Consider the following 22,753-nt stretch of genomic DNA (forward strand, 5'->3'; position numbering starts at 1 on the left):
TGATTAAAATGCAGGAAAAACGTACACAGCAGCTGCAGAGCTTCTGCCAGGGGCTGGGTATCCATATGCATGATTTAGAGCTTCTTGATATGGCTCTGACACATACATCTTATGCCCATGAAGCTAAGCAGTATCCTAAACCGCATCACAATGAGCGGATTGAGTTTTTGGGTGATTCCGTGCTCAGCGTTATCGTGAGCACATACATGTATAAGAACTTTCCTGATTTGGCTGAAGGCCAGCTTACTAAGCTACGTGCTTATCTGGTTTGCGAAGGTTCTCTGTATGAATATGCTAAAAAGATTCATCTGGGTGACTATCTGCAGCTGGGTAAGGGCGAGGAGCTGAGCGGAGGACGCGAGCGCCCCTCCATTCTGGCTGATGCTTTTGAATCTGTTTTGGGTGCCATCTACCTGGATCAGGGCTTTGAGGTCGTACAGACTTACCTGCTGGGTATGATGCAGTCGGAAATAGATTTCATCTGTCGCCATGGTATCTTTAATGATTACAAGACACGTTTGCAGGAGTATCTGCAGCGTGACGGCGATGCAGATATTCATTATGTTCTTTTAGGCAGCACCGGTCCGGAGCACAATAAGGTATTTACCTCTCAGGTAATGTTGGGTAATACTGTTATCGGCGAGGGCAGCGGTCGCACTAAAAAAGATTCGGAGCAGCATGCTGCTAAGCAGGCGCTGGCACATATGCATGTAAGGAATCAGGAATAACATTACAATATCGGCCTACGGTAGAAATGCCGTAGGTCTTTTATTTTGCCCACAGGCAGTAATGCTTTACGCTTTGCAGCGCACAAAAAATCCCCTCTTCCTGTTCGGAAAGAGGGGATTGCAGTGTATTGCTTAGTGTTGTTTTTCGTAGGGCTGGTTCATCAGAGCTTCGTCATCAAAGTAGTTGATGCGCATTGCCTCGCGTACGTCATGCAGAGTTGCAGCAGCGGCTGCTTCAGCTTCTTTGCTGCCTGCACGCAGAATTTCGTAAACCTCAGGGATGTGTTGCTCCCAATAGTGACGGCGCTCACGGATGGGCTCCAGAACGTCCTGCAGCACGTTGTTGAGGAACTTCTTAACCTTTACGTCACCCAGGCCACCGCGTTGGTAGTGAGCCTTCAGCTCGTCCAGGTTAGCGTAGTCCGGCAGGAATTTGGCAAAGTGCTCTTCGGTGCTGAAAGCATCCAGATAGGTGAAAACAGTGTTGCCTTCAATTTTACCGGGATCCTCTACGCGTACATGGTCAGGATCAGTGTACATGGACATAACTTTTTTCTTGATATCCTCCGGTTCATCGGAAAGATAAATGCAGTTGCCCAGAGATTTACTCATCTTGGCTTTGCCGTCAATGCCGGGCAGACGCAGGCAGGCGTCGTTTTGCGGCAGCATGATGTCCGGGTCAACCAGTGTTTCGCCGTAAACGGAATTGAACTTGTGCACGATTTCCTTACATTGCTCCAGCATCGGCAGCTGGTCCTCACCTACAGGCACTACAGTAGCGCGGAAAGCGGTGATATCTGCAGCCTGGCTGATAGGATAGCAGAAGAAACCGGTAGGAATGCTTGCTTCAAAGTTGCGCATTTTGATTTCGTTCTTGACGGTCGGGTTACGCTGCAGACGGGATACAGTGACCAGGTTCATATAGTAGAAGGTCAGCTCGGTCAGCTGCGGCACCATGGATTGAATGAAAAGGGTAGATTTAGCAGGATCAAGGCCGCAGGCCAGATAATCCAGCGCTACTTCGATGATGTTCTTACGTACCTTTTCCGGATGCTCAGCGTTGTCTGTAAGCGCCTGGGCATCAGCAATCATGATATATACCTTGTCATATGCACCAGAATTTTGCAGCTGTACACGCTGGCGCAGAGAGCCTACATAGTGGCCTACATGCAGACGTCCGGTAGGACGGTCGCCGGTCAGGATAATTTTACTCATATTAGTCTTACCTCTTTTTGTTCTTATATTTATATAATAATTATAAGTGCACTGACGTAAACTGTCAACGCATGCTTACTTTACGAACATAGCATAGTATCCGTTGAAGAAGATATACAGCACTATCAGCGGCAGAATGTAGGTAGCATAGAAGCGAATCCATTTGGGGAAGGGAATGCCCTTACCGGTATCTGCCTCTGCAATAAAGTTATCCCAGCCCCAACCGTAACGGCTGGTGCAGAAGCTGAGGTAAATCAGACTGCCTAAGGGCAGCAAATTGTTGCTGACAAGGAAGTCTTCGAGGTCAAGAATGCAGGTGCCTTTGCCCAGGGGCTGAATGTGGCCCCACAGGTTGAAACCCAGCACGCAGGGCAGGGAAAGCAGGATAATCGCAATAATGTTAAAGCGAATAGTTTTTTTGCGCTCCCAGCCGGTTAAATCGCAGATGCAGGAGGTAATGTTTTCGAATACAGCGATTACTGTAGACATGGCAGCGAAAAGCATGAACAGGAAGAACAGAGTACCCCAGATACGGCCGCCGCTCATGGCGTTGAACACGTTGGGGAGGGTGATGAACAGCAGGTTCGGACCGCTGTCGGGATTGATGCCGAAACTGAAGCAGGCCGGGAAGATAATCAGGCCGGAAACAATTGCTACAAAGGTATCCAGTGCCATAATCCACATTGCTTCACCCGTCAGGCGCTGTTCCTTGCCGATGTAGCTGCCGAAGATAGCCAGTGCTCCGATGCCAAGGCTCAGCGTAAAGAAGGCCTGTCCCATAGCGGCGAAGACTACCTCACGGATACCGTGCTCCAGAACTCTGTTGAAGTCAGGATAGAGATAATATTTAAGGCCTGCAGCACTGTTGGGCAGAGTAATGGAGTTTACTGCCAAAATCAGCATGAGCAGCAGCAGGCAGGCCATCATATTTTTGGTGATGCGTTCAACGCCGGCCTTGACGCCAAGATAGCAAACGCCAAAGCAGGAGAGAACAATGATAATCATATTACCGGCCATGGTTACGGGGTCGCTAAGCAGGCTGCCGAAAACGTTGCCAACGCCCTTGGCATCCAGACCGACGAAGCCACCTATAGCCATTTTGTAGAAATAATACAGCATCCAGCCGGAAACAGTGGTGTAGAACATCATCAGGAGAACATTGCCGGCAATAGCACCGTATTTATAAAGATGCCATTTTGTACCGGCAGGCTCCAGTACGTCGAAGGATTTTGCAGCGCTGCGTACACTCGCACGGCCGACCGCAAATTCTGCTACCATGATGGGCAAGCCCAAAAGCAGCAAAAAGCAAAGATAGATTAAAACGAAGGATGCACCTCCGTATAAGCCCGTAATAAACGGGAAACGCCAGACATTGCCTAAGCCGATTGCACAGCCGGCAGATATTAAAATAAAGCCAAGGCGTGAGGAAAAGCTTTCTCTTTCCATAAATAAATACCTACTCCCTAAAAAATTTTGGATAATCTAATTATAAGCTAAAGGAGAATTATAAGCAATAAAAAAACTGCATCCCGCTGCCTGGGCAGCAGGATGCAGTGCAAAAGATCTTATTTCTTTTCAGCAGGAGCCTGTTCCGGTGCTTTGTACGGAGAGAAGCTGAAGTTTTGCAGCTTAGCATCTTTGCCGAAGACAAAGGACATAACTACGATTTTTTCTTTGGAGAAGCCTGCGATATATGTTACCTTATCAGCATGGTCATAGCGCTCAAAGCTGAAGAATTTTGTTTCTTTTAAGGAACCGAATTGTTGTTTAACCTGTTTTTGGATAGCAGCAAAGTTTTTCTGGTCCATGGTTTTGCCAAGCTCAGCGCTCATGGAAGGAGCAAGAGCTGCATATTCAGTAGCAGCGTCGCCAGCCAGAGAGGTCATCATTTTTTCAGCAGCCTTTTGTTCCTTGTTCAGGTCGCCGCCGTCAGCAGCAAAGGCCAGACTGCTGCAAGCAAAGGCGAGCAGCATGGTTAATACTAATACTAATTTTTTCATCTTCATTACCTCCAGTAACATATAGCTTGAAAGCCTATTCTATATATAATCATAACTGTTTTTTCTCAATTAGTAAAGTCTTTTAAAAGCATTTTTAGAAAAATTTGATTTTAAATTTTGGCAAGCATTATCATTTTCTCATAAGAATACTGGTGCCACGCAGATGACACCATTATTCGATAACAGCTATTTTATTGTTGCTTTACTAGAAAAAAAGCGCTGCGTCCCTTGGGACGCAGCGGCTTTAAAGAAGGAGCTGAAAAGCAGCTCGATTTATTTTTCATTTTGGACTTCCGGTCTCTGCAGGCATTGAAACATCATTTCTGCCAGCGAGCGCTTCAAAAGCTGGTTGAATTCATCAGCCGTGTGGGCGCTTAACGGTTTGGCCTCTAACGCATAAGTTTTTTTATCTTCACCAAAAATCAGCGCATCAAGACTGCAACGCAGATGCTGGGCGATACGGATAGCAATCGCCAGGCTCACGCCGGTTTTACCGTTTTCCAGATTACTCATGTGTGTTTGCGAAATATTAATTGCCTTTGCCAGACTTTGTTGAGATACCTGCGATTTGGTACGCATCTGTTTGATATTGTTGCCGATAAGCTTATAGTCGGGGTTTACAGTTAAGCTTGCCATAAATTACACCTCCAGATGTTATTCAACAATAGAACATTTTTATATTTCTCTACATGAACGGAAGCTGTGTTGCGTTCTTTAAGTATATTATGACATTTTTATGCGGAAATGTCCCTACCCTAAATGGTAATTTCGGGTAGGATAGGGCAGAATCTTATGAAAAAAACGCTAATTTTATTTACAAAATGTATTTTACGCTTGACATTTTCTTGTTAACTTATAGTAAAAAATGGTATACTCCGAATTTGCTATAGGAATAGCAGTAAGGTGAAGCTTTAATTTAAGTTGTATGCCGCCAACAGCTAAAGTTGCAAATGCTGGCGCAACGTGTTATATTAAGGCTAGATTATATGAAAACGAGGTGTATTATGCTTACTGCTGCTGATTTTGACAAGTTGGGCTTTTGGGAGGACACTACTCCGGAAGAAAATATTACGGTATACGGTATGGATTTTGGCACGGATTATATTATGCTGACGGATGATTTGGGCAAAACGCCGCTTGATGCTAAAAAATTCATCGTTGTAGCTGCCTATGATGAGGCAGATTGCTTCCTGTGGGGCGTGGAGCTGAAAAATTTTGCTGCGCTCAAGGAGCTGTGCACCCAATATGCTCCAGGCAGTGCCGAGCTTTTGCAGGCATTGCAGGCTTACAAGCTGCCAAAAAAATAAAGCTGCTAATGTGGAAGGCTTGCCTTCTGACGCAAAAGCTGCTGCCCTGCGTCTGTGACGCGTGGCAGCAGTTTTTAGCTTGCAGCAGTTTATTCCATAGCGAAAACGGTATCAACACTGGCCTTAATCGTAATTTCCTGCGCAGCTATGCTTGTTTCGGGGGCAGCAGCTCTGTCGGCAGCAGCCATCAGCTTCATATTGCCATAGGAGCGCTCCATGCCACCGCTGTAACTGCTGATGTTGGCACTCAGCAGTTTGCCGAGCGTGCGGCCGCCGGCATTGGCAACCACTGCAGCCTGCTGGCGTGCGTTTTCAACAGCCTGAGCCAGCAGCTTGTTGCGGTAAAGCTCTCTGCTGCTGACGCTGAAGGAAATATTATTAATCGTATCAACGCCGGCAGTGCTGATTTTGTCGATTACCGGACCAAGCTTAGCAATATCCTTAAGCTTGATGCGTACACTGTTGCTGGCGGTATAGCCGGTGATTTTACCTTTGATATCGGTATCAGGATAAAGCGTGTAGCTTGCAGTCGTAATATCACTGCCTAAAATATTGCAGCCAAGCAGATTATGCCTGACGCCTTCCATTTTGCTGGCAGCGGCATTCGTAGCTTCGGCAGCAGTACGGCCTTTGCCATTGACATCAAAGCTGATAACAGCAGTATCGGGCGCAACCTCAATCGTGGCATTGGCACTGACGCTGATGCTGGGCACATCAGGCTGTGCTGCCAGGGCGCTGGCGCTGCCAATGGCCAGCAGGCAGACGGTAAGCAGAGCACAAAGCATTTGTTTTAGCTTAGACATATTATAACCTCCTCGTGCTTTTGTAAGATTATTATAGCACATAAATATAATATAAACCTAAAAGACACAGAAAAAACACGAAGCTGTAGGCGTGAGGCTGTAGCAGGTATATAGGAAAAGGCGGTTAACTTACTTACTTTTAACACTTACTGCCGTCAAAGCATTTTCTTAATGGTACAAATGTGCTATAATAAAAAACGCAATAAGAAGCAGGAGGTGCGCTGAATTGGCAAAGAAAAAAGAGCGTGGCAGGTTGCAGGTAGAATATATCTGCCCGGCTTGCGGCAAACATTTAGCTTGGGCGTTGCCTACCGCTGTAATACAATGTCCATGCGGACAGTGGGTAGATAATAACAATCGCTTAAAAGATAAAAGCGAGGTTTATCTGCCCTTGGACAGTGAGCAGACTGTACTTTTTTAATGGGGGTAATAATATGGAAACTATTTGGCAACAGGCTGAAGGCTTGAAGGCTGAAATGGTCGAGCGCCGCAGAGATTTGCATAGACATCCGGAAACAGGCTGGACGGAATTTCGCACGGCAAGCATGATTATCGGTGAACTGCAAGCTTTGGGCTATGACGTTAAATTTGGCGCTGACGTTATTGACGAAAAATCTATGATGGGAGTACCTAGTGAGGCAGAGCTGGCTGATTATATGCAAAGAGCTATCAGCGAAGGTGCGGATCCGGAGCTGGTAAAGCAGATGGCAGGCGGCAAGACCGGTATCGTGGCAACTCTTAAAACAGATAAACCCGGTAAAACAGTTGCCTTCCGCTTTGATATGGACTGCAACGATGTAGGGGAGGAGCGTAGCGAGGAGCATCGCCCGGCAAAGGAGGGTTTTGCTTCCGAGCACAAAAAGGCTATGCATGCCTGCGGTCATGACGGTCACGTAACCATCGGCCTGTCGGCAGCAAAGCTGCTTGCCGCCAATAAAGCACGTTTGGCAGGCACCATTAAATTGATTTTCCAACCGGCAGAGGAAGGTGTACGCGGTGCTTTCGCTATGATGAACGCCGGTGTAGTTGATGATGTAGATTATCTGTTCGGTGGGCACATCGGCTTTAAGGCTACTACTGACAACTGCCTGGTAACGATGACTGACGGCTTTTTGGCAACAACTAAGCTGGATGCGGAATTCACCGGTGTATCTGCCCACGCAGGCGCTGCTCCGGAGCAGGGCAAGAATGCTTTGCTGGCAGCAGCACAGGCTGCAATTTCCCTGAATACCATTCCCCGTCACAGCAAGGGCTCCAGCCGTATCAATGTAGGTGTGCTCAACGCCGGCACCGGCCGCAACGTTGTGCCTGATATCGCTTCTATTAAGCTGGAAACCCGCGGTGCTACTACCGAAATCGATGAATACATGGTTACAGAAGCTAAGCGTATTCTTAATGCCTGCGCTGCTATGTATGATGTTAAGGTAAAAATCACTATGGCCGGTGCTGCACCTGCCTGCTTTGCAGATAAGGCGCTGGGCCACGAGGTAGCAGAGCTGATTGAAGAAAAATGCCACTATGATGAGGTATTGGAATATGTAGACATGGGCGGCAGCGAGGACTGCGGTTATTTCATGGAGCGCGTGCAGCAGCATGGCGGTCGTGCGTTGTATATGATGTATGGCACCAAGATTGCCGCAGGTCATCACAATAGTCATTTCGATTTCAATGAGAACTGCTTGTGGAAGGCTGCAGCAACAATTACGGAAATTGCTGTGCATTTCAGCAATAAGTAAATAATTTAAGCAAATCCGCCATGATTTTGCCATAATCATATGTTATACTTATGAGCATAAACAAAAGCAATATCCTGGAGGTATATATTATGAAATCACTTAAAAAAATCGCTTTAGTATTTTCCTGCATGGTACTTTTGGGTGCTGGCAGTGCTTTCGCCGCTGACGCGGCTCAATCCGCTCCCTTAGATGAGGTACAGGCTAATCCTGAGATAATGCGTGCACCGGGAACCTACATCACCCGTGGCGAAATCGTTGCTGTAGAAGATGGCTTTTACGTTATTAAGGGCGAGGGCAGCAGAAATATGGTTGCAGCCATTGTTGACCGTGATACCTACATTGTGGAGGGTGCCAGCGGTAAACTGCGTCTGCCCTATGCTTTGAAGGTTGGCCAAAAGGTTACTGCCTATTATTCCGCAACCATGACACGCAGCCTGCCGCCGCAAAGCCATGCTCTGGCGATTGTGCTTGAAGACAGCGAAGAATCTGCAAGCTTCTTCGAGGTAGCGCAGGCAAGCCTCGCTAAGGATGGCAGCTATGTAACCGTACTCAACACCAATAATGATGTTATTGCAACGATTGACGCAGCTGCCTGCAAAGACTTTGCTAAGATTAAAAAAGGTGATAAGCTGCTGGTTTGGAGCAGCATGATGACTATGAGCTTGCCTGCTCAGACTCACGCTGAGAAGGTAGTCGTACTTCCGTAAGGACGCGCGATAAAGCATCATAGACGCAAAGCCCCAGCTTGTCACGAGTGAAGCGAAGTGAGAAGCTGTTTGGGCGTGCTAATGCCGCTTGCGGCGAGCTTTGCGACGGCTCCTAGGAGTACAAGGGCGTACGCGACGCAAAGTCCCAGCTTGTCACGAGTGTAACGAAGTGAGAAGCTGTTGGACGTGCTAATATCGCTTGCGATGAGTCGTCGTCGTCGCGTCGCCTCTGATACTTTCTCCCGCGTCTGGCGAAGGAGAAGGAAAAGTACTGTAAGGACGCGCGATAAAGCACCATATAAATAAAAAATATGAATTTGATTTGTAAAGAGGGTTAGTTAAAAATGAAGATTTTTATGGATACTGCTAATGTAGAAGAGATTGCCAAATTTGTTGATTGGGGCGTTGTGTATGGCGTTACGACCAACCCGAGCCTGATTGCCAAAAGCGGCCGTACCCAGGCTGAGGTTATCCCGGAAATTGCCAAGCTGGTTGCCGGTCCCGTCAGTGCCGAGGTTATCAGCACCGAATGTGCTGGCATGGTAGAGGAAGCACGCAAGCTGGTAAAGATTGCAGATAACATCGTTATCAAAATTCCCTGCATTCCGGAAGGCCTGAAGGCAGTAAAAATTTTAAGCGCTGAAGGCATTAAAACCAATGTAACGCTGGTATTCAGCATGGCTCAGGCTTTGCTGGCTGCACGCGCAGGTGCCAGCTATGTCAGCCCGTTTATCGGCCGTTTGGATGATATCGGTGAAGACGGCGTACAGCTGGTAGAAAACATTGTCAAAGCCTTTAAGCTGTATGGCATTACTACCGAGGTAATTGCTGCCAGCATCCGTAATCTGGAGCACGTAGAAAAGGTTATGCTGACCGGTTGCCAAATTGCAACTATTCCTACTAAAGTGCTGGAGCAGATGATTATTCATCCTCTGACAGATAAAGGCTTAGCGCAGTTTATGGCTGATTACCAAAACAGCCTGAAGTAAAAGTCTTAGAATATTGTTACTGAGTCCGCAGCCTTAATTATAGGGAATAATTTTGGCTGCGGAAAGTTTTTTGTGAGTTTGAGGGAGTGATTTGATGAATTTAAAAAAGGCCTTGCAGGCTTTTCTTGTTACTGTGTCTTGTGGTATGCTGAACGTAGCAGGCGCACAGCAACGACCGGTGTTTATTCCTGAGGATTATGTTACAGAGCAGGCGCAGGCGGATTTTGTCGCCAACGGTCCGAAGCTGCTTTTTAGCGACAGCCCGGAAACTGTTTACCAGAACGGTATCTTGTATCGCGATAAGGTTGCGGGTGATGTGCGTTTATTTGTGCATCATGTCAATGGCGTTGCTGATAAGAAAAAGCTGGCGGTAATGCTGAAAAACGCTGATAATCTGCGTCCGGTGCATTATAAGGTAACGCGTAGCGGCGTAGCAGGCTTTGCCTATGATTATATGCGCGACGGTAAAAATTCCCAAAAGGAATATTTTGATGACAGCAGCCAGAAGCTACAGGAGGGCAAGCTGGGTTTTGGTAATAGCCATGAGCTGCTCAGCGGCCGCGGTATTATTCTGCCGCAGGATAAGCTGTATACAGCAACAATCGATCTGCACTTTGACAAGCCGGTTGAGGTGAGCGTACTGATGTGTGAAACTAAGAGTGATCTGGAGCTGTTTAACGAAGGCACTGCGATTCAGCCGATGGACGAGCATCCGCTACGTGGAACCTTTGAGGCTGCAGACTGGAACTATACGCTGAAGAAACCTGTCAAGGCACCGGAAAAGCCGCTGATGCTGGAGCTGGCAACGTCACAGGAGGGCTATGCCAAGGGCGTTGATGCTACTACCGGACTGCCTGCGGAAAACTACGGCAACTACGGCGTTATCTATAAGGTGAACTTTACCGTTGTAGGCAAAAAGCCTATCAGCTTTATTTTGAATCCGATTGGCGGACCGTTTGCCGGTTACGGCGTACTGGAAAACAAAACTAAGGGTGAGCGTCAGCTGTTGGCGTTGCCTGAACGCACGGTGTGCTTAGGCTCGAAAATAGAGGAAGCAATAGAGCTTGCTCAGCTGAAGGCCGGCGACTACAGCTTTATCTGGTCGCCTCCTGGTGCATCTAATCTGCCGGTGCAGCTGATTTGGGAGAAAGTTGAATAAATAATGAGATAGGTTAACTAATACTGTCGGACACAGTTTCGACAGTATTTTTTTATCATTTTGTTTATTTGGTTAGCGAGAAGCAATATCTACCCTTAGTGATGCTTTGCCTATTGAGTAAATTTAGAATTAAGAATAGATTGATTACCTGCAAGATAACAGCAAAAAAAGTAGGAAGTTATTTGTGATTATTTTGTAGATTGGTACTAAAAATACTTGACATTTTTGACGGAGGGTGTATAATTCTAAATGAGAATTATTTTTGATAAAGGATGATGAAAATGGCTAAAAGAAACACTATTCAAAGACAACTTGTTATCGCGGCTGTACGTTTTTTAGCAGATCACCCTACTGCTGAAGAAGTATATGATCGCATTACTATGGAGTATCCTGATATCAGCAAAGGTACCGTTTACCGCAACCTTAATTCTCTGGTTGAAAGCGGTCTGCTGAGCAAGGTTTCCGTTCCGAGCGGTGCTGATCGTTTTGATCATATCCTCGCAAGACATTACCACATCAAATGCACTGAATGCGGTAAGTTCATGAACGTAGAAAACTTTGATTATATTCCGGATATGGATGAAAAGGTAGCTGCTGTAACTGGCTACAAAATGAATCACCATGATATTGTTTTCAGCGGTATCTGCCCTGAATGCCAAAAGGAAATGGCAGAACACCCTGTAAGCGAAGATGTTTTGGGTGATGACCAAAACTGATTCTAAGGCTATATAAGCTTTAGTTTGGGAAGGCTGTTGCGTCGTTTTCAAGAGGAGGAATTGAAAATGGATTTAAAAGGCAGCAAGACTGAAAAAAATTTGCAGACCGCTTTTGCGGGTGAGTCTCAGGCTCATACTAAGTACCAATATTATGCAAGTGCAGCCAAAAAAGAAGGCTACAATCAGATTGGCGCTATTTTTACCGAAACTGCAGGTAATGAAAAAGAGCATGCTAAATTGTGGTTCAAGGCACTGCATGGTGGCGCTATTCCCCAGACTATTGAAAATCTGAAGGATGCAGCTGCAGGCGAAAACTATGAGTGGACCGAAATGTATGCCGAATTTGCCAAGGTTGCCAAAGAGGAAGGCTTTGATAAAATTGCATTCCTGTTTGAAGAAGTAGGCAAGATTGAAAAAGAGCATGAGGAAAGATATCGTGCGCTTTTGGCAAACATTGAAAATGATCGTGTCTTCCAGCGCGAAGAGAAAAAGGTTTGGATCTGCACTAACTGCGGCAAGATTGTTATTGCTGAAAAGGCTCCGGAAAAATGTCCGGTATGCGACCATCCTCAAGGTTATTTCGAGCTGAAGGTAACCAACTATTAATCTATTAATTTGCTGAAGCAGAATTAATTATAGAAGCTTTAAAAGGCTTTAATGGGGATTTCTGCGACAGAACGTAAAACAAAATAGCAGCATAAGAGGCAAACAGCGAGGCGCAAGCCTGCTGTCTGCCTCTTTTTTGCGTAAAGCAAAAAAGCTGCCGCATTTGCGGCAGCCGGGCTGCGCTCTTTTCAGTAGAAAAGCAGCTGGGTTTTGTAGACGGCGCTGACGCCGGCATTCAGAGCAAAGAGGCAGCCAAGCGAAAGCGCTATGAGCAGAGCAGCTTCCTTGCTGTTTAACGGCTGTTGCTGGTGCATGGCGCGGCTGATAGCCTTGCCGCATAAAACGATCAGCATGCCCAAGAGAAATAAAGAGAAAAATATATTCAGCATTATAATGGCTCCTTTTTTATAAGCTGTTTACAAGCAGATAAATATTTATAGGATTAGTATACCACACTTTTCGTGAAATATGGTATACTATTATAGATATATTCAGCAAAATATAGCAGAATCAGATTCTGCCATGTTCCAAAAGAGAAGGGTGATTAGTATGGAAACAAGAGTAGCTGTTATCTCTCTGATTGTAACGCAGCCTCAGGCTGTGGAAGAGCTTAACGCAATTTTACACACCTATAGCAGTTATATTATCGGCCGTATGGGCCTGCCCTATCGCCAGAAGAATGTTAATATTATCTGCGTTGCCGTTGATGCGCCGCAGGATATTATCAGCGCTATGAGCGGTAAGCTGGGGCTGCTTGCCGGTGTGAATGCCAAAACTGCTTATTCCAACGTAACTGCCAAGGAATAAAACTGCTGGATACAAACTATCTGACGGGAAAGATACTACTGACCTGTAAGGAGGAGACAAAATGTATAATGCAAAATCAATGAAGGCTGAAGAATTTATCTGTCATGAGGAAATCCTCGACACACTTGCTTATGCTGAGGCCAACAAAAACAACAAGGAGCTGCTGGAGCAGATTATTGCCAAAGCCAAGCTGCGCAAGGGCTTGAGTCATCGTGAGGCCAGCGTATTGCTTGCCTGTGAGGACGAAAAGCTGGTGCAGGAGATGTTTGCTCTGGCTGAGCAGATTAAAAAGGACTTTTACGGCAACCGTATAGTGCTGTTTGCTCCGCTGTATTTATCCAATTATTGCATCAATCACTGCGTATATTGTCCTTACCATGCAACTAATAAGCATATCGGACGTAAAAAGCTGACGCAGGACGAGGTGCGTGCTGAAGTTATTGCACTGCAGGATATGGGCCATAAGCGTTTGGCGCTGGAGGCTGGCGAGGATCCGGTAAACAATCCGATTGAATATATTCTGGATTGCATTAAGACTATTTATTCCATTAAGCATAAAAACGGCGCCATCCGCCGCGTAAACGTAAACATTGCGGCTACGACCGTAGAAAATTACCGCAAGCTGAAGGAAGCAGGCATCGGTACCTACATCCTCTTCCAGGAAACCTATCATAAGGAAAGCTATGAGAACCTGCATCCTCGCGGACCTAAGCACAATTACGCTTACCATACGGAGGCTATGGACAGAGCGATGGAAGGCGGCATTGATGATGTAGGCTTGGGTGTACTGTTCGGTTTGGAGCGTTACCGCTACGAGCTGGCCGGCCTTTTGATGCATGCCGAGCATCTGGAGGCAGCACACGGCGTAGGTCCGCATACCATCAGCGTACCGCGTATCAAACGCGCCGATGATATCGACCCGGGCGTTTTTGACAACGGTATTGATGATGCAACCTTCTGCAAGATTATTGCTATTATCCGCATTGCTGTTCCTTATACAGGCATGATTATTTCTACACGCGAAAATCAGGCTGTGCGTGAAAAGGCACTGCATCTTGGTATTTCGCAAATTAGCGGCGGCTCGCGTACTTCCGTAGGCGGTTACACCGAGGATGTGCGCCCGACCGATACCGAGCAGTTTGACGTTTCTGACCAACGTTCTTTGGATGAAGTAATTGAATGGCTGATGGAATTAGGCTTCCTGCCATCGTTCTGTACTGCCTGCTACCGTGCCGGACGCACAGGCGACAGATTTATGGAGCTGTGCAAGTCTAAGCAGATTCAAAACTGCTGCCATCCTAATGCGCTGCTGACGCTGAAGGAATATCTGGAGGACTATGCTTCTCCGGCAACAAAGGCTTTGGGCGAAAAACTGGTGCAGGCCGAGCTGCCGAACATTCCGCAGGAAAAGGTGCGTGAGGTTTGCATAGAGCGTCTGCAAAAAATTGCTCAGGGAGAAAGAGATTTCCGTTTCTAAAATAAAAAAGACAAGCCTGCGGGTGCAGGCTTGCGTTGTAAATACTAAAAAACCGCTGCAGAGATTCTGCAGCGGTTTTGAGCTTTAGTAGTCTTATTCGTTCATCAGGTGCAGGGATTCAAAGAGCTTGAAGGCAAGGCTCATAATAATAGCAACAACAGTTGCTAAAACCATGCCCTGTACGGAAAATGCACCGAAGGAGAGCTTCGCACCGGAAAGGCCGATAATCATAATAACAGAGGTCATTACGAGGTTGGAGGATTTGCTGTAATCTACCTGACGTTCAACTAGTACGCGGATACCGCTGGCAGCAATTACGCCGAACAGCAGGATGCAGATACCGCCCATAACCGGAACGGGGATGCTGTGAATCAGCTCGCTGAGCTTACCGCAGAAGGAAAGAATAATCGCCATGACAGCAGCGCCGCCGATAACCCAGGTGCTGTAAACCTTGGTGATTGCCATAACGCCGATGTTTTCACCGTAGGTAGTGTTCGGAGTTGCGCCGGCAAAGCCGCTGATAACGTTGGAAAGGCCGTCGGCGAACAGGGAACGGGACAGGCCAGGATCCTTAATCAGGTCGCGGTCAACAATGTTGCCCGTTACTACGAGATGGCCGATATGCTCAGCCAGTACAACGAGTGCGGCCGGAGCTATAATCATAATAGCGTTGATATCGAAAACCGGAGCGTAGAAATGCGGTACCTGGAACCAGGGAGCATCAATTACCGGCTGGAAGTTGACGATACCCATGATAGCTGCAAAAACATAACCGCAGACAACGCCGAAGAGAATCGGGATGATGCTCATGAAGCCGCGGAAGGCAACAGAGCCGATAACGCCGACTGCCAGCGTGAACATAGAAATAGCCACGTTGACCATGTCGATTTTATCACCGGTCAAACCTGCCATGTTGGCTGCAACAGGTGCCAGCTCCAGACCGATAACAGCGATGATTGCGCCCATTGCTGCCGGCGGGAAGATGACATCAATCCATTTGGTGCCTACGCAGTGAATAATCAGCGAGAAAAGCATGAACAGCAGACCGAAAACGATAAAGCCGGACTGTGCATGGTTATAGGCAGAGGTGGACATAATCAGCAGTACAGGAGAGATAAAGGCAAAGCTGGAGCCGAGATAGGAAGGAATTTTGCCCTTGGTGATGAAGATGTAGAGCAGGGTACCCAGGCCGTTCATGAACAGGCAGGTAGTAGGGCTTACCTTAAACAAAAAAGGAACCAACACGGTGGAGCCGAACATGGCGAACAGATGCTGGATACTTAACGGAATATTAAGTAGTAATGGCGGACGTTCTTCAACTTGAATAACTTTGCGTTCCAAAATAAATAACCTCTTTTCTTAAATTATGCTATGATAATTTTACGTGGATTTTACATTAATTGCAAGGAGTTTTTAGCAAAAGTGTAAAAAACTTTCCATAATCTCGGATTTTCAGATGAAGTGCCGCTCTTGTGTGATGCTTAAGAAGCAAGTATAATAAAGCTGTCATCTTTATTATATATTTTTTGTTGCTATTTCCGAATGAAGGGGGAATAAAAATGTTACAGGTAAATCAAGAACGTGTAGCCAAGCTTTTACAGGGGTTGGTAGCTTTTACGGACAGTGATGAGGGTGTTACGCGCCTTGCCTACAGTCCGCTGGATAAAAAAGCTCAGAGCTGGCTGTTGGAGCAGGTGCAGGATTTGCATTTGCAAATCCGCACTGATGCTGTGGGCAATGTCTTTTTGCGTCGCGATGGCAAGCAGCCGCAGCTGCCACCAGTAGCCAGCGGTTCGCATTTGGACACTGTTATTCACGGCGGTGCCTATGACGGCATGTGTGGTGTTGTAGGTGCCTTGGAGGCGCTGTATATGCTGCAGGACGAGGAGCTTGAGCGCAGCATTGAGGTTATCATCTTCCGCGCGGAGGAATCGAGCCGCTTCGGCTTTGCAACCATGGGCAGCAAGCTGCTGACAGGCAGCGCAGTGCCAGAGCAGCTGAACAAAGGCGCTAAGAAGGGTGATATCAGCTTTATCGAGGCCTTGCGTGAATGGGGCTGTGATCCTGACGCTTATCGTGATGCCGTAATTGCTCCTGGCAGCTATAAATGCTTTGCGGAGCTGCATATCGAGCAGGGCAAGGTGCTGGAGCAGACGCAGCACCAGCTTGGTATCGTGCATAATATTGCGGCACCGACGCGTTTTAAGATTCATATTCAAGGTGTGGCTGACCATAGCGGTGCAACGCCGATGGGCATGCGCCGTGATGCGCTCGTCAGCGCTGCTAAGCTTATTTTAGCGGTGAACGAAGCTGCGGAAACAGAAAAAGCCAACGGCAGTGTTGGTACCGTTGGCGTGGTTGACGTAGAACCCGGCTCGATTAACGTTGTGCCGGGAGCAGTTACGCTGTGGGTTGATGTGCGTGGTGTTGATAAAGCCAGCATTGAGCGCGTGCTGCAAAGCATACGCGAGCAGGCTGAAAGCGTTGCTGTTTGCGACGGCGTCGGCGTGCAGCTAGAAATGCTGACGGCAGACAGCCCTGTTGCTTTGGATAAGGCTTTGGCCGCGCAGAGCGAAGCAATCTGCGCGGAAAAGGGCTTTAGCTTCTTGCATATGAACAGCGGCGCCGGCCATGATGCTATGCATATGACGAAAATCTGCCCCACGACAATGCTTTTTGTTCCCTGTCGAGCAGGCATCAGCCATAACCCGGCAGAGTATGCCTCAACTGAGGATATTTGCCGTGGCATTGAGGTTCTGGCAGAGGTTTTGCGTCGGGAGGCAAATTGACAATAACGCAAAAACTGCTATAATAAAGTATAGAGATAGCCGATTGTGGTAGGTCGGCTGTCCCTGCAAAGTTTGAGTTTGAAGGAAGCCGCCTTACCATCAGGCGGCTTTTTTTCATGCCTTTTATACTCCTGTACCGTCAAAGCAGGGGATAAAGTCCTTGCAGGCTGCATCGCCCTCCTGCACAAAGCCGTCTTCGATAGTGCTTTGCAGCAGATAGTTCTCCAGCTCCTTGTATTCTTCATCCGTAACCTTGCGGTTGATTTCAGGATATTCGCTGGCGCGGCCGCAGGGAACATATTGGTGCATCAGGCTGAACATTACCTGCCCCGGCTTGAAGTTGGCAGCAACCCAATCAATAATTCTCTTGGTGTTGTCCGGCATACCGGGCATAATCAGATGACGGATGATGACACCTTTCGTCATAATACCGTTATCGTCAATATGGTAGTCGCCTACCTGATTATACATTTCCTTAATTGCTTCGGTTGCAATGCGGAAGTAGTAGGGCGCGTTGCTGTATTTGATAGCAGCCATATCATCACTGTATTTTAAATCCGGCAGATAAATCTGCACCTTGCCTTTAAGGCGGCGCAGTGTATCCTGCGTTTCAAAGCCGCTGGTGTTGTAAACAACAGGCACCGGCAGAGGTTCATCCAGACTTTGCAGCACTGCTTCGGTAAAATGGGTGGGTGTAACCAGATTGATATTGTGCGCACCCTGGGCGATAAGCTCGTGATAGATTTCCTTCAGACGTTCAATAGTAATTTCCTTGCCGAAGCCCTTGCAGCTGATGTCATAGTTCTGGCAGAAAACACAGTGCAGGTTGCAGCCGGAAAAGAACACAGTACCGCTGCCTTTAGTTCCGCTGATGACGGGCTCTTCCCACATATGCAGGCCGGCGCGGGCAACAATCGGAGCGAGGCCGACGCCGCAGCTGCCAAAGCAGCCGGTAGTATCAGACATGTTTGCCGGGCGGTCTACACCGCAGCGATGCGGACATACATAACAGAGAGTCATATTATTTCCTCCTTTGAAAATTAGAGCTGTTATTGGTATTATATGATGGCTGAGATGGTACATCATACGTTTAATGATAACGTTATGACAGGCAAAACCGCTCTCCGTCATTTCTTGGCGATGACATCCGTCCGAGGGCTTTCTTTCTTGCCTTACGGGCAATTCATCTTATCTCTTCTGGGAGAGATTCTCTTCTGCAACACTCTAATTCGTTATACCTTTATTCTACCACAATCGCCCGCTATTGACAAAAACAACGAGGCATCTTATAATTTTAGTATTAGGTCATATAACTGACGGAAGTGGGTTACCACAGGGGAGTATGACCGGTAGCACGCCGACCGTCTGGGCAAAGATTTTTTCTTGTGCCAGTGTGTCGGTTTTTTTGTTTGTCTAAGTGACTGGCACTATACAAAAGAGGAGGAGTTATAGTGAAAGAATTAGCATTAAAATATGGCTGCAATCCTAATCAGGGCAGCGCACGTATTTACATGAACAATGGCAGCGAGCTGCCGATTGAGGTACTGAACGGCCGTCCCGGCTATATCAATTTCCTCGATGCCTTCAACAGCTGGCAGCTGGTAAAGGAACTGAAGGAAGCAACCGGCCTGCCGGCAGCAGCATCCTTTAAGCACGTAAGCCCTGCAGGTGCTGCAGTAGGCCTGCCGCTGAGCGATACTCTGAAGAAAATTTATTATGTAGATGATCTGGAGCTGTCTCCGTTGGCAAATGCTTATGCACGTGCCCGCGGCGCTGACCGCATGAGCTCTTATGGCGACTTTGTTGCTTTGTCTGATGTTTGTGACGTGCAGACTGCTAAAATGCTGGCACGCGAGGTTTCCGACGGTGTTATCGCACCCGGTTATACCGAAGAGGCTCTTACCGTTTTGAAAGGTAAACGCAAAGGCACCTACAACATCATTAAAATTGATGAAAACTACAAGCCGGAACTGCTGGAGCACAAGCAGGTATTCGGTATTACCTTCGAGCAGGAGCGCAACGAAGCTAAAATTACCGCAGACCTGCTGCAAAACCGCCCGACTGTGAATAAAGAAATTCCGGAAGGCGCAGCACGCGACCTGCTGATTTCCTTAATCGTTTTGAAATATACTCAGTCCAACTCCGTTTGCTACGTAAAAGACGGTCAGGCTATTGGCATCGGCGCCGGCCAGCAATCCCGTGTACACTGCACTCGTCTTGCAGGCGGTAAGGCTGATATCTGGTGGCTGCGCCAAAATCCGAAGGTTTTGGCTCTGCCGTTTAAGGACAGCATCCGTCGTCCCGACCGCGACAACACCATCGACGTTTATATCTCCGATGATTATGAAGATGTACTGGCTGACGGCGTATGGGAAAACTTCTTCACCGAAAAACCGGAACCGCTGACTCGCGAAGAGAAAAAGGCTTGGGTTGCACAGCTGAAGGATGTTGCTCTCGGCAGTGACGCTTTCTTCCCGTTTGGCGATAACATTGAACGTGCGCATCGCAGCGGCGTGCAATATATTGCACAGGCAGGCGGCTCTATCCGTGATGATAATGTTATTGAGACCTGCGACAAGTACGGTATTGCAATGGCATTCACTGGTTTGCGCCTGTTCCACCACTAAGATAGCTTTATAATGAAATTTCGTCCCACTCGTTTGACGGGTGGGACGGTTTTATTTTCTTCTCTTTTGATTCTGCCAAACCTAACACACTCAAAAATGCTTGCTGCTTTATTGCAAATTACGTAAATTGCATGTATGATTGATTACAGGCAATCTTTTACAAAAGCGTAAAGTAAAATGCCTATATCATAATTAAAACTAACTCCATTCCTATGAGGTGATAATATGCTTCTTAAAGAAATGAATTTCCGTGACATCGTAGATAAATATCTTAACATAGACGCAGCCGACATGGCGCAAAAGCTTGGCAGCATTTTTGAGGTAACCGATGATGTAACCGGTTTACTTTGCTATGGTTATATAGATGCACAGGCAGGCATTAGTTTTGAAATACTTTGCTGTGCTGTACACGATACGGATAAAAAGACGCTGAAGCTGTTGCATGGTAATGATGAGCAATCAGCGAAGATACGCTTAGCTGAGCTGCTAGAAGCGCAGGCAGCTGTGCTACCGAGCGAAATGCCTCGCTTAAGCGAGTTCAAGGGCAAGGTTGAAATGGTGCAAAAGGCTTATAAGGCAGATGAAGCGACAGAAGCAATGCGCCAGCTTACTTCGTTAGATCCGGCAAGACTTGCAACGCACCCGGATATCGTCACGGTTTATCTGGTGCGTGGTGATGAAGCTGAAGCGGTTCAGGTGCTGCTTAAGGAAGTACGTGAGGTAAATATCATAGGCACACTGCTTTCCGAGCCTCAAGCGGCGACTGGTCTGCATAAGGGCGATGAAATAAGCTTTTTCCTGGTGCGTAACGAAAAGGGAATTATGTGCATGAAGGTGTTTGAGAAATAAGCAAAAGAAAGGACATAGATGCTGAGCTAAGCTCGGCAAGGTGATTTTTTGAGTTCTGTAAAAAGAAACAGGTATATAGATGGTAAGCTGCTTCTGGCTTATCCTGACGATTATACTGTTTTAGATATTGAAACTACCGGCCTGAGTCCGCAAAATGATTATATAACGGAAATATCGGCCATAAAATACCGCAATAATCGCAGAGTAGATGAATTTTCCAGCTTAGTTAAGCCGGAATTATCTATCCCGTATTATATTACACGGCTCACCGGTATCAATGACGCCATGGTTGCGGATGCTCCGGCAATCGACGAGGTAATTTTGTCCTTTATGGATTTTTTGGCTGATGATATTATTGCAGGCTACAATGTAGCCTTTGATTTGAGCTTTATTGCGGAAAATCTGGCAGGCTATTATGCCAAAAGATTAGCCAATGATTATGTTGATGTTATGAAGCTGGCGCAGAATGAATTACCGTTTTTAGGCAGGTATAAGCAGACTGCGGTCGCCGAATATTTTAATATTGCCACAGCAGGCGCGCACAGGGCACTTGTTGACTGCGGCATTTGCAATGGCTGCTACCAGAAGCTGAAGGAGCTGGCGGTGGCGGATTATCATCTGCCGCCGCAGCAAAGAGAGCTTGCAATCGTACCGTCTTTCAGGCGCTTAAGACCGTTGGTAGATAGAAATATAGTTCTGCTTGGCTCTTTTGACGGTCTTTATCTTAAAAACCTTCAGGAGATACTGACTGCGCTTGGTGCAAGCGTTGCTTATCATGTTACAGCAGCTTCTGATATGGTTATTGTCGGCACGGCGGATGCTTCCGTGTGTGAAGGTGCTGATTTGCAGCGTGCTGTCAGCATGAAAAACGCGGGCAAGAATATCTATATTCTTAAAGAAGATGTGTTTTGCCAATCGGTGCTGGCCAAAGGCTGGCTGAGGATTTTAGGCTAAGCGGTAAATTATCATAACAAAAAACGCTTACGCCCCACGCATCGCGTGGGATGTAAGCGTTTAATTTTTTGCGGTTATTCAATCAAACCCTTAGGAGAAATTACTTCGCCGTTATCAAAAGCAATATAGGTGACCTGAATTTTTACGGTTTCTTTGGTAATATCCAGATTCATCAGCTTTTTGTCATCCGGCAGCATGGAATTCAGCTTTTTGCTGGTGGTGAGCTCCACTGCCTGACCAGGGGCGATGCTGCCCTGATAATGCTCCGGATAGGAATAAAGCTGTTCGCCTTTATCGTTGAGCACGGTTACATCGTAATACATACGGTTGATAGCAACGTTGCTCATGTTTTTGGCCATGATGGTAGCGGTAAGCGTAGCTTTTTCTTCGCTGCCGATTTTGTTGCTGTCCTTGTTCAATGTCAGGCGTTCGCTGGTTGCTTGCAGTGCTTTGTTCAGACGTTCCATAACAGGCTTATTCAGCAGGGCCTGTTTAGCACGTTTAGCTGCGTCCAATTGGACGATAAAGTCTGCCAGATTGCTGACTTTCTTAATCTGCCAATCACCTTTATCATTTTGCTGCATCAACAGCTCGGCAATAAAATCCTTTTCAAGATCCTTATCGCGCAGTACCAGCGTAGCTGTAGCTGTTTCGCCATCATGCTTGCTGAGCTTCAGATCTTTGACAGTAAGGTTTTGAATGGGGATGTGGCGTTCCAGGTTACGCTTCATAGCATCAGGTACCGGGTCGACCGACTGCTTAGGCGTATTGTCGGGCTTAGCGGCAATTTTGTCCAGAGCCTCTTGCGTCATCAGGTCTACTACCGAAGGCTTCAGCATATGCAGAATGCCGAGTGCGAACGGGTTGGAGAAAACATTATCGTTATTGATTTTGCTTTCTGCCTTGATGATGTCATCGAAAGCGTTGTCCATAACAGATGGAACATCAACATAGCGTGAAAATTTTGCGCTGTCATGCTGCTGCAGTGCAACACGCGCTTCGTTCAGAGCATAAGCCGGTGTACGGATGAAATAAAGAAAATAAAAGGCTGCGCCTGCAAGGGCAGCGAGCAGAATAAATACAACAAACCATTTCTTTTTGCTTTGCATGATTTTGACCTTCCTAAACTATATTAAAAGGCAATCGGAAAAATTCTTTGCCTGCATATATTGTAATCATCTTAAGGGCAGATTTCAATACCTACTACTAAAATATTTTATAAATTATTCCCTACTTCTTTCCGTGGGAAATGTTGCGGGAAGTGACTGTAATTGGGTATAATAT

The 22,753-nt window shown here is 46.9% G+C and carries 24 protein-coding genes and 1 riboswitch; of the genes, 15 read left to right on the forward strand and 9 right to left on the reverse strand.

Translation table 11 applies throughout. The annotated features are described in order from the left end of the window. Positions 1 to 8 precede the first annotated feature (8 nt). Entirely contained in the window at positions 9 to 728 is a 720-nt protein-coding gene (gene rnc, locus Q0612_RS04525; protein WP_293821641.1) for a ribonuclease III, read from the forward strand. 132 nt (positions 729 to 860) lie between these two features. Here the strand turns inward: rnc and trpS are convergent, their stop codons facing one another. From trpS to Q0612_RS04545, 4 genes are all read right to left on the reverse strand, one after another. Further along, on the reverse strand, positions 861 to 1,943 hold the full coding sequence (gene trpS / locus Q0612_RS04530; protein ID WP_298881280.1) for a tryptophan--tRNA ligase: 1,083 nt from the start codon (positions 1,941 to 1,943) through the stop codon (positions 861 to 863). A gap of 75 nt (positions 1,944 to 2,018) precedes the next feature. Further along, complete coding sequence (locus Q0612_RS04535; RefSeq protein ID WP_298881282.1) at positions 2,019 to 3,389, reverse strand: sodium-dependent transporter; 1,371 nt, start codon at positions 3,387 to 3,389, stop codon at positions 2,019 to 2,021. A gap of 119 nt (positions 3,390 to 3,508) precedes the next feature. Beyond that, complete coding sequence (locus Q0612_RS04540; RefSeq protein WP_298881284.1) at positions 3,509 to 3,943, reverse strand: DUF3887 domain-containing protein; 435 nt, start codon at positions 3,941 to 3,943, stop codon at positions 3,509 to 3,511. 273 nt (positions 3,944 to 4,216) lie between these two features. Beyond that, positions 4,217 to 4,579, reverse strand: a complete 363-nt coding sequence (locus tag Q0612_RS04545) for a helix-turn-helix transcriptional regulator (protein ID WP_298881286.1) — start codon at positions 4,577 to 4,579, stop codon at positions 4,217 to 4,219. A 368-nt stretch (positions 4,580 to 4,947) separates the two neighbouring features. Here Q0612_RS04545 and Q0612_RS04550 point away from each other — a divergent pair, with 368 nt between their 5' ends. After that, on the forward strand, positions 4,948 to 5,250 hold the full coding sequence (locus Q0612_RS04550; protein ID WP_298881288.1) for a hypothetical protein: 303 nt from the start codon (positions 4,948 to 4,950) through the stop codon (positions 5,248 to 5,250). 89 nt (positions 5,251 to 5,339) lie between these two features. Here the strand turns inward: Q0612_RS04550 and Q0612_RS04555 are convergent, their stop codons facing one another. Further along, a complete protein-coding gene (locus tag Q0612_RS04555) occupies positions 5,340 to 6,053 on the reverse strand; it encodes an SIMPL domain-containing protein (protein WP_298881290.1) in 714 nt (237 codons plus the stop codon). Between the two features lie 226 nt (positions 6,054 to 6,279). On the opposite strand from Q0612_RS04555, the gene Q0612_RS04560 reads away from it, so the two are divergent. The 7 genes from Q0612_RS04560 to rbr all read left to right on the forward strand — a co-directional run bounded on the left by Q0612_RS04560 (position 6,280) and on the right by rbr (position 11,966). After that, a complete protein-coding gene (locus Q0612_RS04560) occupies positions 6,280 to 6,474 on the forward strand; it encodes a hypothetical protein (protein ID WP_298881291.1) in 195 nt (64 codons plus the stop codon). 13 nt (positions 6,475 to 6,487) lie between these two features. After that, complete coding sequence (locus Q0612_RS04565) at positions 6,488 to 7,789, forward strand: amidohydrolase (protein ID WP_298881294.1); 1,302 nt, start codon at positions 6,488 to 6,490, stop codon at positions 7,787 to 7,789. Positions 7,790 to 7,878: 89 nt separating this feature from the next. Beyond that, positions 7,879 to 8,496, forward strand: coding sequence for a hypothetical protein (locus Q0612_RS04570; RefSeq protein WP_298881298.1), 618 nt, complete (start codon positions 7,879 to 7,881; stop codon positions 8,494 to 8,496). 344 nt (positions 8,497 to 8,840) lie between these two features. Further along, positions 8,841 to 9,485, forward strand: coding sequence for a fructose-6-phosphate aldolase (fsa, locus tag Q0612_RS04575; protein WP_293827545.1), 645 nt, complete (start codon positions 8,841 to 8,843; stop codon positions 9,483 to 9,485). Positions 9,486 to 9,579: 94 nt separating this feature from the next. After that, the gene (locus Q0612_RS04580; protein WP_298881303.1) at positions 9,580 to 10,644 is read left to right on the forward strand and encodes a hypothetical protein; all 1,065 of its coding nucleotides are present in this window, start codon (positions 9,580 to 9,582) and stop codon (positions 10,642 to 10,644) included. Positions 10,645 to 10,925: 281 nt separating this feature from the next. Then, the gene (locus Q0612_RS04585) at positions 10,926 to 11,360 is read left to right on the forward strand and encodes a Fur family transcriptional regulator (RefSeq protein ID WP_246869331.1); all 435 of its coding nucleotides are present in this window, start codon (positions 10,926 to 10,928) and stop codon (positions 11,358 to 11,360) included. Between the two features lie 66 nt (positions 11,361 to 11,426). Further along, positions 11,427 to 11,966, forward strand: a complete 540-nt coding sequence (rbr, locus tag Q0612_RS04590; protein WP_293827543.1) for a rubrerythrin — start codon at positions 11,427 to 11,429, stop codon at positions 11,964 to 11,966. Between the two features lie 188 nt (positions 11,967 to 12,154). Here the strand turns inward: rbr and Q0612_RS04595 are convergent, their stop codons facing one another. After that, a complete protein-coding gene (locus tag Q0612_RS04595) occupies positions 12,155 to 12,355 on the reverse strand; it encodes a hypothetical protein (protein ID WP_009144888.1) in 201 nt (66 codons plus the stop codon). A 160-nt stretch (positions 12,356 to 12,515) separates the two neighbouring features. Between Q0612_RS04595 and Q0612_RS04600 the strand changes: the two genes are divergently transcribed. After that, positions 12,516 to 12,773 (forward strand): TM1266 family iron-only hydrogenase system putative regulator, encoded by a 258-nt coding sequence (locus tag Q0612_RS04600; protein WP_293827540.1) that lies wholly within the window; start codon positions 12,516 to 12,518, stop codon positions 12,771 to 12,773. 61 nt (positions 12,774 to 12,834) lie between these two features. After that, entirely contained in the window at positions 12,835 to 14,250 is a 1,416-nt protein-coding gene (gene hydG / locus Q0612_RS04605) for a [FeFe] hydrogenase H-cluster radical SAM maturase HydG (RefSeq protein ID WP_298881314.1), read from the forward strand. Positions 14,251 to 14,343: 93 nt separating this feature from the next. Here the strand turns inward: hydG and uraA are convergent, their stop codons facing one another. Then, on the reverse strand, positions 14,344 to 15,591 hold the full coding sequence (gene uraA, locus Q0612_RS04610; protein ID WP_298881317.1) for a uracil permease: 1,248 nt from the start codon (positions 15,589 to 15,591) through the stop codon (positions 14,344 to 14,346). A gap of 218 nt (positions 15,592 to 15,809) precedes the next feature. On the opposite strand from uraA, the gene Q0612_RS04615 reads away from it, so the two are divergent. Further along, positions 15,810 to 17,039: a M20 family metallo-hydrolase gene (locus Q0612_RS04615; protein ID WP_298881319.1), complete on the forward strand. Its 1,230-nt coding sequence runs from the start codon at positions 15,810 to 15,812 to the stop codon at positions 17,037 to 17,039. Positions 17,040 to 17,162: 123 nt separating this feature from the next. Here the strand turns inward: Q0612_RS04615 and Q0612_RS04620 are convergent, their stop codons facing one another. Next, positions 17,163 to 18,059: a radical SAM protein gene (locus tag Q0612_RS04620; RefSeq protein WP_210684029.1), complete on the reverse strand. Its 897-nt coding sequence runs from the start codon at positions 18,057 to 18,059 to the stop codon at positions 17,163 to 17,165. 279 nt (positions 18,060 to 18,338) lie between these two features. Then, positions 18,339 to 18,417, forward strand: a riboswitch (ZMP/ZTP riboswitch). 70 nt (positions 18,418 to 18,487) lie between these two features. On the opposite strand from Q0612_RS04620, the gene Q0612_RS04625 reads away from it, so the two are divergent. The 3 genes from Q0612_RS04625 to Q0612_RS04635 all read left to right on the forward strand — a co-directional run bounded on the left by Q0612_RS04625 (position 18,488) and on the right by Q0612_RS04635 (position 21,469). After that, positions 18,488 to 19,666: a phosphoribosylaminoimidazolecarboxamide formyltransferase gene (locus tag Q0612_RS04625; RefSeq protein WP_040564796.1), complete on the forward strand. Its 1,179-nt coding sequence runs from the start codon at positions 18,488 to 18,490 to the stop codon at positions 19,664 to 19,666. A gap of 225 nt (positions 19,667 to 19,891) precedes the next feature. Beyond that, positions 19,892 to 20,515, forward strand: a complete 624-nt coding sequence (locus tag Q0612_RS04630; RefSeq protein ID WP_298881330.1) for a hypothetical protein — start codon at positions 19,892 to 19,894, stop codon at positions 20,513 to 20,515. A gap of 48 nt (positions 20,516 to 20,563) precedes the next feature. Beyond that, a complete protein-coding gene (locus Q0612_RS04635; RefSeq protein ID WP_298881332.1) occupies positions 20,564 to 21,469 on the forward strand; it encodes an exonuclease domain-containing protein in 906 nt (301 codons plus the stop codon). Between the two features lie 74 nt (positions 21,470 to 21,543). Here the strand turns inward: Q0612_RS04635 and Q0612_RS04640 are convergent, their stop codons facing one another. Further along, a complete protein-coding gene (locus tag Q0612_RS04640; RefSeq protein ID WP_298881335.1) occupies positions 21,544 to 22,578 on the reverse strand; it encodes a DUF2939 domain-containing protein in 1,035 nt (344 codons plus the stop codon). Positions 22,579 to 22,753 lie beyond the last annotated feature (175 nt).

The organism is uncultured Phascolarctobacterium sp. (assembly GCF_937920985.1).
In the GTDB taxonomy this organism is placed as follows: Bacteria; Bacillota; Negativicutes; order Acidaminococcales; family Acidaminococcaceae; genus Phascolarctobacterium_A.

Bases quoted from the DNA above. Each gene is read 5' to 3' on its own strand.
- rnc (WP_293821641.1), top strand. From the start codon at position 9: ATGCAGGAAAAACGTACACAGCAGCTGCAGAGCTTCTGCCAGGGGCTG.
- trpS (WP_298881280.1), bottom strand. From the start codon at position 1,943: ATGAGTAAAATTATCCTGACCGGCGACCGTCCTACCGGACGTCTGCAT.
- Q0612_RS04535 (WP_298881282.1), bottom strand. From the start codon at position 3,389: ATGGAAAGAGAAAGCTTTTCCTCACGCCTTGGCTTTATTTTAATATCT.
- Q0612_RS04540 (WP_298881284.1), bottom strand. From the start codon at position 3,943: ATGAAAAAATTAGTATTAGTATTAACCATGCTGCTCGCCTTTGCTTGC.
- Q0612_RS04545 (WP_298881286.1), bottom strand. From the start codon at position 4,579: ATGGCAAGCTTAACTGTAAACCCCGACTATAAGCTTATCGGCAACAAT.
- Q0612_RS04550 (WP_298881288.1), top strand. From the start codon at position 4,948: ATGCTTACTGCTGCTGATTTTGACAAGTTGGGCTTTTGGGAGGACACT.
- Q0612_RS04555 (WP_298881290.1), bottom strand. From the start codon at position 6,053: ATGTCTAAGCTAAAACAAATGCTTTGTGCTCTGCTTACCGTCTGCCTG.
- Q0612_RS04565 (WP_298881294.1), top strand. From the start codon at position 6,488: ATGGAAACTATTTGGCAACAGGCTGAAGGCTTGAAGGCTGAAATGGTC.
- Q0612_RS04570 (WP_298881298.1), top strand. From the start codon at position 7,879: ATGAAATCACTTAAAAAAATCGCTTTAGTATTTTCCTGCATGGTACTT.
- fsa (WP_293827545.1), top strand. From the start codon at position 8,841: ATGAAGATTTTTATGGATACTGCTAATGTAGAAGAGATTGCCAAATTT.
- Q0612_RS04580 (WP_298881303.1), top strand. From the start codon at position 9,580: ATGAATTTAAAAAAGGCCTTGCAGGCTTTTCTTGTTACTGTGTCTTGT.
- Q0612_RS04585 (WP_246869331.1), top strand. From the start codon at position 10,926: ATGGCTAAAAGAAACACTATTCAAAGACAACTTGTTATCGCGGCTGTA.
- rbr (WP_293827543.1), top strand. From the start codon at position 11,427: ATGGATTTAAAAGGCAGCAAGACTGAAAAAAATTTGCAGACCGCTTTT.
- Q0612_RS04595 (WP_009144888.1), bottom strand. From the start codon at position 12,355: ATGCTGAATATATTTTTCTCTTTATTTCTCTTGGGCATGCTGATCGTT.
- Q0612_RS04600 (WP_293827540.1), top strand. From the start codon at position 12,516: ATGGAAACAAGAGTAGCTGTTATCTCTCTGATTGTAACGCAGCCTCAG.
- hydG (WP_298881314.1), top strand. From the start codon at position 12,835: ATGTATAATGCAAAATCAATGAAGGCTGAAGAATTTATCTGTCATGAG.
- Q0612_RS04615 (WP_298881319.1), top strand. From the start codon at position 15,810: ATGTTACAGGTAAATCAAGAACGTGTAGCCAAGCTTTTACAGGGGTTG.
- Q0612_RS04620 (WP_210684029.1), bottom strand. From the start codon at position 18,059: ATGACTCTCTGTTATGTATGTCCGCATCGCTGCGGTGTAGACCGCCCG.
- Q0612_RS04630 (WP_298881330.1), top strand. From the start codon at position 19,892: ATGCTTCTTAAAGAAATGAATTTCCGTGACATCGTAGATAAATATCTT.
- Q0612_RS04640 (WP_298881335.1), bottom strand. From the start codon at position 22,578: ATGCAAAGCAAAAAGAAATGGTTTGTTGTATTTATTCTGCTCGCTGCC.